Source organism: Ruegeria sp. BF7 (assembly GCF_056538605.1).
Window position 1 is genome coordinate 382,849 of record NZ_JBQFTM010000004.1, and the last position, 12,495, is coordinate 395,343.

Genomic DNA, 12,495 nt, shown 5'->3' on the forward strand with positions numbered 1-12,495 from the left:
TCAAAAAGTTGGAATAGATAGCCGCCGGCTCCGTTGTCCCAGCAAGACAGCAAACAATCAGGAGCTGAAACGATGTTCGATACCGCAATGGACGTAACACCAGTGACCGGACTGATGTCGGTCACCAAACTTTCAGTAAGGGTAGATCGACGCACGCTTTCCGCCGACATTCACATTCCAAGCGTTACAGCACCAGATGTCCCGCCATTATTGACGTTGCACGGAATTTCGCGGAACGCGGCAGGATTGGCCGAGGCATTTTCCGGGCCTTGCGAGAGGAAAGGCCAAGTTCTGATTTCCCCACGTTATTCCAAAAAGCACTGGCGTCATTTTCAAAGGATTGGCAACGTTCGCCCGGATCAATCACTCCTTGCACTACTCGCCCTGGTTGAACAGATGGGCATTGCAAAAACAGGTCAAGTCGAGATGTTCGGCTATTCTGGTGGAGCACAACTCGCGCACCGTTTTGCCATGCTTTATCCGCAGCGGGTTGCTAGCCTGCATATCGCTGCCGCCGGCTGGTACTGCCTGCCGGATTTGACGCAGCCCTTTCCGATGGGTTTGGCTCCAACGAAAGAGGCCTTGAAAGTGAACGTTCCCGCTTTGGCTCACAACCAGTTGCGACAGTATCTGAGTCTAAAGCTTCGGGTTTATGTCGGCGCCGAGGATAGCCACCGGGATCCCGCCCTTCGCAAAGGACCGGGCATCGACGATGTCCAAGGCCGTCACCGACTGGCCCGCGCGCGGCACTATTGCAAAGCATTCCGTGCCGCGTCCGAAGCACGGGGGATTACACCCGATCTGTCGCTGACTGAACTTCCCAACTGCGTCCACAGTTTCGCCGACTGCGCAAAAGCTGGTTTAACGGAACTCGTTTGTGAATCTTGAAACCATTGAAGTACAGGAGATTAATTATGGAAAATCATATCTTTAAAGGCGCAAAATGGTGCTTTGCAACCAGACGCATTGATAAGGCGCTGGCAAGCGGGTTGCGCCAGGATTTCCAGCATTCAAAACCGGGGGACCTGATCCTTGGCCGAGTGACGTCGATCGGCAACCACCAACGTATTCAGTTGCCAGCCGGTCGTCCCTCAACACTATATCCAGGTGATCTTGTTGTGCTGCCCTGCGGCGCACGGTACGCGCCTGACCAGTTTGAAGGACTGGCCGAGATTGATGAGAAGGGCAGCGATATGCTGGCGGGCGGAGGATGCCTTGGGCGCATGGTGCATCGCAATGAGCGCATCAAACCTCCGACACGCATTCAACCGCTAGGGCGTATCACGTCAAAAGACGGGGCCGTTCTGAATACAGGCGACTTCGCCTTGCCAGAGCGTTTAGATCCCGCACAGATTCCGGTGATTTGCGTGGTCGGTACCGCGATGAACTCGGGCAAAACAACCGCAACGGCTGCCCTGGCCCACGGCCTGACAAAGGCTGGATGGAAGGTGGCGGTGCTCAAAGGCACGGGTACTGGCGCGTTCGGGGACTACAATTCCTTTGTTGATGCCGGTGCATCCTTCGTCGCCGATTTTACAGACGCAGGTATGGTCACCACCTATCTTGCGCCTTTGCCGCGCATCGTTGCGGGTATCGATACGCTATTGGGCGAGTCGGAGTCCCTCGGCTGCGACATCGCGGTGATGGAACTGGCGGATGGCATATTTCAGCGGGAAACAGCTGCACTTCTGGCTGATCCGTCAGTCCGAGACCGGTTTTCAAAGTATCTTTTTGCCTGTGCCGATGCGGTTGCAGCCGCAGGGGGTGTAACTGAGTTGGGCCGAAACGGCATTCGACCCATCGCACTGACAGGGATGCTGTCATGCTCCCCTATGGCAGTGGAAGAAGCGCATACCGCAACGGGTGTTCAGGTTCTGACCCGAGGCCAACTTCTCGATCCAGCATATGCAAACACATTGGCTGTGCGTGCCGGGGTCGATCGTACACGGTACGCAGCATGACCCCTCCGGGGCTTTTTGACGGTCCTAGACGCTGCCTTTTTGGTTGGATCCTATGCGCGACCATTTTGCAGGCCGCCGCTCTTTCAGCGGTGGCCATTGCAACGCGGACCGCCTTTGTCGCGTTCCATGATGGATCGGACCTGCCCGTTCTTCCCATTGCAGTCGTCGGAGGCGCCGGGATGTGCAGCGCGCTGCTGCAATTGGCTTTCCGGACGCTCGCGGAACGTTTGGGCCAGGACTATGCCAAGGACGTGCGTCTGAGGCTGTTCGACCACGCAAGCCGTAGCGATCAGATTGAACTGGACCAACGGCGCATGGGTTACCACGTCTTGCGCTTTACTGGCGATCTGGCGGCGTTAAAAGACTGGCCCGGTCTTGGTTTGCCGAGGCTGGTCCAAGCTGCTGTCCTGCTGCCAGCGGCGACGGCCGTGCTGATCTATCTTGACCATCGGTTTGCCTGGGTGGCGATGTGCGCGGTTCTCCCCTCGGCGATTTGTGCTCCTCTAACACAGAGCAAACTTTTGGAAGCGCATCGAAATTTGCGAAAACGCCGTTCTTTGCTAGCCGCAGATGTAACGGAACGCCTGCCAATTGCACCGAGGCTTTCGGCATTGGGACGGCGGCGCATCGAGATGAAATCACTGAATCGCCGGGCAGAGCAGGTTGCAGATGCGGCCCGCACCCTCCGCAGCCTCAGCGAATATAGAAAGGCTGTTCCCGATCTGTCAGCCGCTGTCGCCGCCGGTATAGTCTTGTCCATTGGCGGGTATGGCGGTTTGTCTTCAGGAACAATTGCAGCCGCATTGGCGGCGCTTGGGCTGATGGTCCGGCCGCTTCGCAATGCGATGACATCAAGCGACCATGCGGCGAAGTATCGGGTGGCCCATTTCAATCTGTCCCGCGCGCTTGGCCGCCCATTGGCCCCAGCCCGCAATTCCGAAACCCGTCTGCGACGGAAACCGTTTTCGATTGAAATCAAGCCAATGCATGGCCCAAAGATCAAGGTGCTGCCAGGGAAACAAGCGATCATCTCCAATTCAATGATGGACCAGATCGAAGTCGCATTGTTGGGAAACGCAACGCCTGGGGACATTTCATTGAAACTTGATGGCAAAGATGTTGCACGATTAACACCCGGAAGCCTGCGCCGATCTGTCGGCGTTCTCACTGACCAGCCACTAATCCTGAAAGGAAGCCTGCGACGCGCGTTAACGCTGGGTCTGCGCCAACGACCGTCAGATGAAGAAATCACGAGGGCAGCTGAGAGCGTTTCCCTGCAATACATCATTCATGAAATAGGCGGCTTAGAATTCAAACTAGCGGAGCGTGGCGCCAATCTAACTGTTGATCAAAAGCTTCGCATTTCTTGCCTTCGCCTTGTCCTCCAGAAGCCAGACATAATCCTTGTTCGCAGTGCACCGTGCAAAGCAATGAGGTCATCGCAGACGTGGCAACTCGCCACAAAAATAGCAACTTATCGTGAATTCCTTGCCACATAATTTGGGCTCAACACCGAAGTGGGCAATTGAGCCCTACCTCACCGTTGCCGAGATAAGCCGTGCCTACGGGGCAGAAAACCTCTTAACGCGATCCTGGCCCCTGACTTGATCCTCCCCCACTGAAGTAGTCCGCCGTTATGTTTAGGAAAACGGAGGCCTACTCTGAGGTCTTTTTTGTACGTGTCGCTAATGTGGTGAATTGCATTTATCCGGCACTCGGATTCATCACCATACAAACAAGGCGGTCGGCCACCCAACCCTAAAGCCGGGCACCCGCGATGAGCCGTTCTCGAAGGCGAACTACAGCGACCAATGCGAGTTCCGTCCCCTTTTGCGTTGTGATCGATAAAGATCAATAGGCCAGTTTTCAAAACCCTAAATCTTTCAGATTTTTAAGTTTACCGAAAGGTCAGTTAATACCCCCAATGTTCTGGTCACCGCTTGATTGTTGAGTAATGAGGCGGGGATGCAATGCTGAGCCTAATAATATCCACATTGGCCAGCGTGGCCTTCGAAATCGGGCATCTGTGGTCCGCGTTCCTCATAAGTTCTGAAGGTGCGGTTGCTGCCTCGGCCAGCCACGCCCAATACTTGTCCCTCGCCACAGTTTCCGCATTGAGTATTCTGGGAAAAGCCCAAAAGCGCTCCCAAAATCCTGGCACACCCAATTCAAAAGTCACGTTGGGTTCAAGGTGTCACAACACGCTGCAAGCTAGAACTCTTCCTTGCTTAGACGACGGACTGTTCGACCGATTGTTCCTCCGCGCTCACGCAGTCCGAAATGGTGAAGCTGCGCTTGGGTATGCCACTCCCACAATCACAGTGATTGGATAACTAATGCCAAAACCCAAGGGCAACATAGCCTCTGTGATTTCCAGGTTCGGTGAAAAGGCTGGCCTGGTTCAAAAATACACCATCATCATTCCACCCGCAAACGATCTGAACCGCCCGGCCCCTCGGAAGCCGCGTATGGGTCAGGCAAACAATTCCAAGGTAAAAAAGGAGCCAATCATGTCGTTAGACATTTCGAAACTCGGTGAAATAAAAGGTCTGTTAGGAGCATGTCTCGTCGACAGTGACACCGGCCTCATACTCGGCACGGAGGGCGGCTCCAAGATTGATCTCGAAACAGCCGGCGCGGCTAATGTTGAAGTGGTTCGCGCAAAACTGCAGGCTATCGAAGCTCTAAAGCTCAACGATTCCATCGAAGACATTCTGATCACGCTGGGTAAGCAGTTTCACCTTGTCCGCCCGCTGGAAAAAAATCCCAATATTTTTGTGTATGTCGCATTGGACAAGAAATCGGCAAACCTGGGACTAGCAAGACTGCAGGTCAAAGCGGTCGAAGAAACGTTGAGCCTCTAGTCTGCAACCATTTGCCAAATGGACTCGGCCATCTTGATATGGCTGGGTCTTGTCTACGGTTGAATCGGTCACGTTTCTTGGAACAGGCACCGACTGTCTGGGAGGCGAACAGAATGAAAATACTCGTAGCAGAAGACGACAAAAAAACCGCTGATTTCGTCTATTCAGGCCTGCAAGCCAACGGATTCAGTGTGGAGTGGTACGAAGACGGTCGCGATGCCCTATCCTACTGCCTGTATAATGACTGTGATGCCATCATCCTTGATCGAATGTTGCCGGGAATGGACGGTCTTTCCGTTCTGAAAGCTCTGCGGGCGGCCAAGAAGCAGACCCCTGTTCTGTTCCTCACATCGATCGGAGATGTTCAGGATAGAGTCGAGGGTTTGACTGAGGGAGCCGATGATTATCTGGTGAAGCCCTTTCATTTCTCCGAACTACTTGCGCGATTGTATAGCATTATCAAACGCCACTCTGCCGGGGTCACAACGACCGAACTTCACGTCCACGACCTTTCGATGAATTTGCTCAGCAGGGTCGTCAAGCGACAAAATGAGACAATAGAATTGTTGCCGCGTGAGTTCGCGCTTCTTGAAGTTCTAATGCGAAACTCAGGACGGATCGTGACCCGTACCATGCTTCTGGAACAAGTCTGGGACTACAATTTCGACCCGAATTCGACCGTAATCGAAACCTATATCAGCCGGCTGAGGTCAAAGATTGACAAGCCCTTTGACACGCCTCTTCTGCATACGTCTCGAAATGTCGGATATAGTCTTCATGGACCGCGCTAGCATTTTCTCAGGTGCCCCTTTCCGGACAGCTTGTTACGCTGCGCTGGTGGTCTGGATTATCACTGCCATTTTCGGATACGCGGCTTACTTGGCGCTAGAAGATAGGCTCCGCCTTAACCTCGAACAACAAATCCTTGAAGAAGAACTTCTGCTTCACGAGATACTCTTGGACGGTGGCGCAGACGCAGTTCAGCGGGCGATTGAACATCTGAACAGTCCCAATCGATCCGGGCTTCACATGATCGCGCTGTTTGACAAACACAATTCGGCACTTGCTGGATCTGTCGCGAAGGTACCCGACAAAAATGGCTGGCATGAGGTGGATCCGGATTTCGTGGCGATCGGTGGGGCTGCTCCTGTCTACCTGCTTCACGTCTCCGACTATCTTGGCTATCGCACGGTGGTCGCCCGCAGCCTGACATCACTCAATCATGCTTTGACGACGCTTTGGGAAGGATTGTTGTTACTGACGCTCGCGACGACAGCCACCGTTATGGGGCTGGGATACTACGTCAGTTCGCAAAGCTATCGCAAACTCCAGCGGATTGAGCGAACCCTCGATCTTGTCTCACAAGGGGACACAGACATTCGCCTGCCCATTTCAGAAGCAAACGACCAGATTGATCGGGTTTCCCGTTTGATAAACCGGCATCTCGACCGGCTGTCGAGTCTGCTCATCAGCACGCAAACAACCGCGGTCACGATAGCTCATGACCTGAAGACGCCTTTATCCCATGGGTTTTTGGCATTGCAGCGGGTCTATAGCGAAGTCGAGTATGGCGGCGACCCGCGCCCAACGCTTTACGAATTGGAAAGCGAACTGAAACGTCTCAGCGCTGTCTTCGACACGATCCTGAGAATTTCTCGTATTGAGACTGGCGGGTACAAGGACCACTTTGCGACAGTGAACCTGAGCGCAATCGTCGAAGACATTGTCGAAACTTTCTATCCAGTTGCGATAGACGAGGAAAAACACATCTCGGCAGAGTATAACGCCGATACGGTACTGATCCGAGGCGATGAAAACATGCTGAAGCAGTTGCTCGTCAATCTTGTAAACAACTCACTCCGGTATTGCCCTTCAGGCTCTTGGATCAAGATCTCCCTGATGGCCAAATCCGATTGCGTCGAGCTTGTTGTGGAAGACAATGGACCGGGAGTTCCCCCGTCTCAAATCAGCAAGGTTTTTGACGCATTCTTCAGGGCAGACGGTGCCAGAAACGAAGCGGGAAACGGGCTTGGCTTATCCCTCGTAAAGGCTGTTGCTGTGCGGCATGGAGCAATGGTCGTTGCGGAGGACAACGAACCGGGTTTGAGGGTTTGCGTGAGCTTTGGAAGAACCCTCGCGGCCGCTTGAGTACAATTAAGAAAAACACTCCATACCACCTTTTGGGTCCATCCGCTTGCGGGATCACTCAAACCCAAAAAAGCCAATTCCAGAAAATGAGGAAATACAAAGATGAATAAAGCCGTAATCTTGGTAGCGATCATGTCGGCATCCGCGGCCACTGCCGAAGAAACTGAATTTAGATGCACATCGGATGTATCTGGAGAGGAGATTCAGGTGTTTCAGAACGGAGACCTCTCGGAAGCGCGCATGATTGTTCAGGGCGCAGAAGGCCCGGCCTCCGTTGCACACGGCCTTGACGGGGTGACTTTCATCCATATCAAACCCGACGAAGTCTGGACGTTGGCCCTCCATTTTCCAACCATGACCTATGAATTATCCACCCATGGAGCGACTGCCACTGAAGATCACGGACACTGTGAAAAAAGTTAGACGCAACATTGGCTTGCTCGTGGATTGAGAGATAGACAGGTTGAAAAATTTCTAAAATGTAAGCTGGGTGAAAACACTGTGAAAATTCAACCGCTCACAATGCAAACATCGTTCGAGAGAACTCAAAACACCTGGTCAAGGAAGCATTCGTACCCCTCCGAAAGGGTGTCATCGGTTCCGTGAAGACGCGGGCCACTCACTCGTAAGCAAGCCTTCCTCGGCCAAAGTAGCGCCCCCCTTAAAACGTCAAAGCCCACTAAAGGGGGGCGCTACGATTCCACCAGAATATGCCTACTGCTGTACCAAAACCTCAGATAAACTGGGCTTTCGATGCATTGTATTGGTCTGTGAGCAAATGCAACGCGGGTTGATGTATCAACCCGTTACCATTGATCCCAAAATCGTCGAGTGAAAAGCACATACAATGAAAGCAATTCCAGACGCCCTGCGATCATTCCGAAAATCATGATCCACTTGGCGGCTCGACTAAAGTGTTCGAGTGAGCCTGAGCTTTCCACCTTTGGACCAAAAGCAGGACCAATATTAGCCACTGCGGTCCAGGCAGAGGTGAAGGAGGTCTCGATTGTCAGGCCGGTTAACGAAAGCGCAGTGGCTACGAACCACACTGTTGCCGCGAAGAGGGTCATAAATGCCCCGACAGACTCGACTACATCTTTTGAGAGCTTCTTCCTGCCATACATTGGCTGGCTAACAACGTTCGGATAGCGTACTCGCTTGATCCGGATCGCAATCGCCGCCAAGCTTACCTGCCACCGGAATATCTTGACCGAGCAAGCTGTAGAGCCGGTACAACCTCCCAAAAATCCAGCGACCAATACGAGCGATAGAGCGAAACTACCCCATTGAGAGATATCCTCGCTAGCGTACCCAGTGCCTGATATCACCGAAACTACGTTAAACAGCGACTCACGAACGATCTCAGAAAACGGCTCGTCACTCGTCGCCATCCGAAAAGCTACTAAGACTGTGACCAGGACAAGTATTGCCAGAAGGTAACCTCTAACTTGAGGGTCATTCAATAAAGGTTGGGCGCTCCCCCTCGCCAATTGAACGAAACGTATAAACGGTAAGCTGGCGGCAACCATGAAAATGATGCAGACATATTCCAGCGCTCCTTCAAACCGTATGAAGGATTGATCAGTCGTCGAGAACCCGCCTGTTGAAATCGTTGTCATGGCATGAACGACAGCGTCCAGTGTCGACATTCCCATTGCGGCGTATACAGCCGCACAAGTCGCAGTGAAACAGACATAAATCGCCAGCAGCGACCTAGCTATATCCAGCGTACGTGGGAGCAATTTGCCCTGAGTATCAAACCCTTCCGTCAAAAAAAACTGCATGCCACCGACACGCATAATTGGCAAGAATATCATTGCAACGATGACGATACCAAGCCCGCCCAGCCATTGAAGTACACCTCTCCACAGCAAAATCCCGGGTGGCAGAACTTCAAGATTATGAAACACCGTTGAACCAGTTGTGGTCATACCGGAAACCGCTTCGAAATAGGCTTCCGTAATTCCAGCCTGCTGTATGCCAAGTAATAAGGGAACTGCACCAAACATCGGAAGCGCGACCCAAACCACTACAGTCAACGCGTAGGCTTGGTTGCGGTTTATAGTGGTAATTTCAGGTCGCGAGGTGGCCATAGCGAGGAGCAATGCCGTGGACGCAATTGCCAGACCGCTTTTGGTCAGCGCACTGATTGGCGAGAATTCAAAATGTTGGTCCACGAGCCCGCAAATGATCATCAGGCACCCCATGCAGCTGGCGAGAAGCGCGGTAATGTGGATAATTGGTGTAACTTTCGACATGTAGGATTTGTTCAATATTGATGCGGCACCAGTATTGATCTCAAACGTTTGGCTATATTGGTGGCAGAAAACCAGTTCGCTGTTCACGCTCCGCACTTGGGTAACCTGAGTGTGCAAGAGCCAAGTTTTCTCGCGCTTTTCACGAACATCAAAAATCTGAAAAGCAAGTGCCCCTTGTGAGCGGCCTCATCTAACTGGTCCAAATTGATTTTTAGTACGTCATCTGCCTGTAATCCACCGGGACGATGGTTTCCGGTGTCGTGGTCGGTTTGTTGTTGGTTGTTGCGGTTGTGGTAGCTGCCATGTTTACGACCCTCAGCATTCAAAACATGGCAGCTACCCAATGGGCACCGTGGCGATGGGCCGGGCTATGGTCATTTTGGTGCGCGGGCCGGACCTTTCAATGGCGACGGTGATGGCGACCACCGCAGGGCTTTGTCACAAACTTTCGGCATCTCTGTCTGAGACGAGTATCTCGTGCTAGTGGCGTCCCGTGCTAGTGGCGTCCCGTGTTTTGACCGGAGCCAATCGTGACGATCTCATTCAAGGGTGCACACGTTCCGAAAGTTGTGATCGTACCGGCTTCCATGCCTCACCTAAGAGGCTTTCGCGTCCCGCGTGAAATTATTGCCTACGCTGTCTGGTCTATCACCGGTTCAACATGAGCACAGCTGATGACAAAGATCTGCTTGCCGAGCGCAGTGTGAAGCACTGGTTTTGGCGGGCTATCGATGCGGACGGCAACGTTTTGGACATTCTTGTGCAACCCAGGCGAAGTGCCAGAGCGGCAAAGCAATTTCTGAACCGGCTGATTGTTCAGTACGGTCAACCTCGCGTTGTAATAACCGACAAATTACGCAGTTAAATCAGACCGTTAAAGGTCTTGGCCCCGGACTCGGACCAACGGGCGCACAAAGTCCTCAACAACGCCATCGAAGTGTCGCACAGGCCGACCCGAAACGCTCAGAAGTTTCTATCCGCCCATGGTCAAATCAACCTGATCTTTTGCTCTCGTCGCCAAAAACTCTCCGCTGCCAACTACCGCCAAGCCAGAGCCGACCCTTTCAGCCTGTGGGCAGACTACACCACGGAAATGGCCATCTGATCAAACGGCCAAACGGTTTTCTCGGACATCAACCTACAATTTGGCAATACCCGCGCATGAATTGAAGTTCATTCGACGTCTTCTGCTGGATGCCAGGGTAAACTCTCAATTGGTGGCTCATAACGATTTGCCCGGTAGCGAGATTCCGGAATGTCGTACCCCATACCGCTGTCATCGACCCAGACGTCATCTTCGACACCGAATGGGCGCTTTGTACGGTGAATGCCCGTTGGCCTCTTCATAATTATTTCCTTAGTTAAGTTTCTTGCGGCACTTGGCCACCTGTTCGTTCATTAGTTGGCTTGAATGTCCCTCCTTCGCTGGACGCACCCTACCCACCCGGCACATCTGCGCAACCGCTGATCCGAGCCCTCAGAAAATGGAGCGGGTGGTTTCTGCTCTACCGGCGCCGCAATGCGCCATAAAGGGCATAAAAAGACAAGTTGTCATAGCCGTAGTATATTGGAAACCGGGGCGAAAATAATTTTGGGATGCAAAACATGCAGTAATCAATGGCATACTTCGGGAGGAAATTATAATGCCTACATTTGTCTATGGGGATCAGCCGGAAACCATCATAAGAAAATCGGCAAGGAGCAACGCCAAAAAGGTCAACCATGTGCTGATGGGATCGATTCTGGAAGTTACCGACACAGACGGTGATTGGCTTGAAGTAGACTCCCTTGGAAAGGGGCCCGGAGGCTGGGTTCGCGAGAAAGATGTACGTGATACCCCGATACTAAAAACATTCTTTGTGGACGTAGGCCAAGGCGATGGGGCTATCATTGAATCTCCCGAAGGGATCATGTTGGTGGATGGAGGTCCCAACGCCAATTTCTTCAAATTCATGAAACACCGTTACCGCCGCATCTTGAAGGCAGGTGATAAGGTACTGATTAAAGCCATGGTTGTTAGTCATCCCGACTACGATCACTTCAACGGTCTGACTCCAATTCTCAAGGATGAAAGATTTGAAGTCGGAACGATCTATCACAATGGCATCATTCGCTATGATGACGACAATCTACCGGTTGGCACGGATTTTGATCTTGGCAAGCTAAAAAATCGAACCATAGATGGAGAGTGCCGACTTACGGTTACAGAGTCATTCGACACGCTTACTCAGGCAAAAAACCTTGTCGACGGCGGTCATCTCATGTCGTCTTTCCGGAAGTTCTGGCAGGCTGCTCTGGACGCTAAAGACGACGGTCGTCTTGGAAACGCAAAGCGCATCACGATCAGAAACGAGGAGTTGCCAGGCTATACCCGGAACGACGACGACAAGCTTTACGTTGAGGTTCTGGGACCAGTACCGACGAAAAAGTCGGGGAGCGTTGAGTATGTCGCATTCTCGGATGCCCACGACATCGCCGATGACGATCCAGCGCCAAGCTCATCACACACGCGGAATGGTCATTCCATCGTTCTAAAGCTCAAGTTTGGCAAACACACCATTCTTCTTGGTGGCGATCTGAACATCCCAGCTCAACAACATCTGATGAAACACTATGGCAGCAGCAACCCGTTTCGGGTGGATGTTGCCAAAGCATGCCATCATGGATCTTCAGATTTTCACGTCGAGTTTCTGAAGAAAACGATGCCTCAGGCAAATGTCTTTTCTTCCGGAGATAACAAGTCTTTTGATCACCCTATGGCTGACGCTGTCGGCGCTATTGCAAAACATACGAGAGGATCACATCCACTGTTGTTTTCCACTGAGCTCGCCCGTGCCGTATCCAGCACCGACACGCACTATGGATTGATCAATCTACGCAGCAATGGCGATACGCTCGTCATGGCACAGATGAAGGAACAGAAAAACAAAGCGGATATCTGGGATTCATTCACAGTTCCATGGCCGGGTAGATTTGCAAAGGAAATCAAGGAATCGGAGAAAGGTGATTAACTTCTACCAAGGACAGTTGCATGACCGCTTTGGCAGACGAAGCTGCCGCTTAGCGAAAGCCGTGCCTTTAGTGCAGTGAATGGATGTCGTTGTTGGGCTAAGGGCCGTCGTCGCAGCGAACGCAGGATTTTGAGCCATGGGTATCGCACACCGACGCGGACGGCCCATTCCGGATGAGGTGGGTGGCTCCTGCTCCACCGGCATCGAATGTGCCAAAGTGCAGTTGTCATCGACTGCTAGGAAAGGAGCCACC

At 52.5% G+C, this 12,495-nt stretch carries 10 protein-coding genes and 1 pseudogene; 9 read left to right on the plus strand and 2 right to left on the minus strand.

Features of this window, described 5'->3' with window-relative positions:
• Window positions 1-72: 72 nt before the first annotated feature.
• The 7 genes from ACR0IK_RS12385 (at window position 73) to ACR0IK_RS12415 (ending at window position 7,396) form a co-directional block, all read left to right on the plus strand.
• Entirely contained in the window at window positions 73-888 is an 816-nt protein-coding gene (locus ACR0IK_RS12385; protein WP_480641715.1) for an alpha/beta fold hydrolase, read from the plus strand.
• A gap of 26 nt (window positions 889-914) precedes the next feature.
• Window positions 915-1,961 (plus strand): P-loop NTPase family protein, encoded by a 1,047-nt coding sequence (locus ACR0IK_RS12390; protein WP_480641716.1) that lies wholly within the window; start codon window positions 915-917, stop codon window positions 1,959-1,961.
• The gene (locus ACR0IK_RS12395) at window positions 1,958-3,460 is read left to right on the plus strand and encodes an ABC transporter transmembrane domain-containing protein (protein WP_480597091.1); all 1,503 of its coding nucleotides are present in this window, start codon (window positions 1,958-1,960) and stop codon (window positions 3,458-3,460) included. Before ACR0IK_RS12390 ends, ACR0IK_RS12395 begins: the two co-directional genes overlap by 4 nt.
• Before the next feature lie 837 nt (window positions 3,461-4,297).
• Complete coding sequence (locus tag ACR0IK_RS12400) at window positions 4,298-4,825, plus strand: roadblock/LC7 domain-containing protein (RefSeq protein ID WP_480641717.1); 528 nt, start codon at window positions 4,298-4,300, stop codon at window positions 4,823-4,825.
• A gap of 113 nt (window positions 4,826-4,938) precedes the next feature.
• On the plus strand, window positions 4,939-5,616 hold the full coding sequence (locus ACR0IK_RS12405) for a response regulator (protein WP_480597115.1): 678 nt from the start codon (window positions 4,939-4,941) through the stop codon (window positions 5,614-5,616).
• Window positions 5,603-6,973 carry a sensor histidine kinase gene (locus ACR0IK_RS12410; protein WP_480597097.1) on the plus strand — a complete coding sequence of 457 codons (1,371 nt, stop codon included), beginning with the start codon at window positions 5,603-5,605 and terminating at the stop codon, window positions 6,971-6,973. The genes ACR0IK_RS12405 and ACR0IK_RS12410 overlap by 14 nt, the downstream gene beginning before the upstream one ends.
• A gap of 102 nt (window positions 6,974-7,075) precedes the next feature.
• Complete coding sequence (locus ACR0IK_RS12415) at window positions 7,076-7,396, plus strand: hypothetical protein (RefSeq protein WP_480641718.1); 321 nt, start codon at window positions 7,076-7,078, stop codon at window positions 7,394-7,396.
• Between the two features lie 383 nt (window positions 7,397-7,779).
• Here the strand turns inward: ACR0IK_RS12415 and ACR0IK_RS12420 are convergent, their stop codons facing one another.
• Window positions 7,780-9,318 (minus strand): TrkH family potassium uptake protein, encoded by a 1,539-nt coding sequence (locus ACR0IK_RS12420; RefSeq protein ID WP_480641719.1) that lies wholly within the window; start codon window positions 9,316-9,318, stop codon window positions 7,780-7,782.
• A 500-nt stretch (window positions 9,319-9,818) separates the two neighbouring features.
• Between ACR0IK_RS12420 and ACR0IK_RS12425 the strand changes: the two are divergent.
• A pseudogene (locus ACR0IK_RS12425) lies at window positions 9,819-10,336 on the plus strand (IS6 family transposase).
• Between the two features lie 68 nt (window positions 10,337-10,404).
• Here the strand turns inward: ACR0IK_RS12425 and ACR0IK_RS12430 are convergent.
• Window positions 10,405-10,578, minus strand: a complete 174-nt coding sequence (locus tag ACR0IK_RS12430; RefSeq protein WP_480597105.1) for a hypothetical protein — start codon at window positions 10,576-10,578, stop codon at window positions 10,405-10,407.
• 296 nt (window positions 10,579-10,874) lie between these two features.
• Here ACR0IK_RS12430 and ACR0IK_RS12435 point away from each other — a divergent pair, with 296 nt between their 5' ends.
• Window positions 10,875-12,242, plus strand: a complete 1,368-nt coding sequence (locus tag ACR0IK_RS12435) for a hypothetical protein (protein ID WP_480641720.1) — start codon at window positions 10,875-10,877, stop codon at window positions 12,240-12,242.
• The last annotated feature ends 253 nt before the right edge of the window (window positions 12,243-12,495 follow it).

Bases quoted from the DNA above. Each gene is read 5' to 3' on its own strand.
- ACR0IK_RS12385 (WP_480641715.1), top strand. From the start codon at position 73: ATGTTCGATACCGCAATGGACGTAACACCAGTGACCGGACTGATGTCG.
- ACR0IK_RS12390 (WP_480641716.1), top strand. From the start codon at position 915: ATGGAAAATCATATCTTTAAAGGCGCAAAATGGTGCTTTGCAACCAGA.
- ACR0IK_RS12395 (WP_480597091.1), top strand. From the start codon at position 1,958: ATGACCCCTCCGGGGCTTTTTGACGGTCCTAGACGCTGCCTTTTTGGT.
- ACR0IK_RS12400 (WP_480641717.1), top strand. From the start codon at position 4,298: ATGCCAAAACCCAAGGGCAACATAGCCTCTGTGATTTCCAGGTTCGGT.
- ACR0IK_RS12405 (WP_480597115.1), top strand. From the start codon at position 4,939: ATGAAAATACTCGTAGCAGAAGACGACAAAAAAACCGCTGATTTCGTC.
- ACR0IK_RS12410 (WP_480597097.1), top strand. From the start codon at position 5,603: ATGGACCGCGCTAGCATTTTCTCAGGTGCCCCTTTCCGGACAGCTTGT.
- ACR0IK_RS12415 (WP_480641718.1), top strand. From the start codon at position 7,076: ATGAATAAAGCCGTAATCTTGGTAGCGATCATGTCGGCATCCGCGGCC.
- ACR0IK_RS12430 (WP_480597105.1), bottom strand. From the start codon at position 10,578: ATGAAGAGGCCAACGGGCATTCACCGTACAAAGCGCCCATTCGGTGTC.
- ACR0IK_RS12435 (WP_480641720.1), top strand. From the start codon at position 10,875: ATGCCTACATTTGTCTATGGGGATCAGCCGGAAACCATCATAAGAAAA.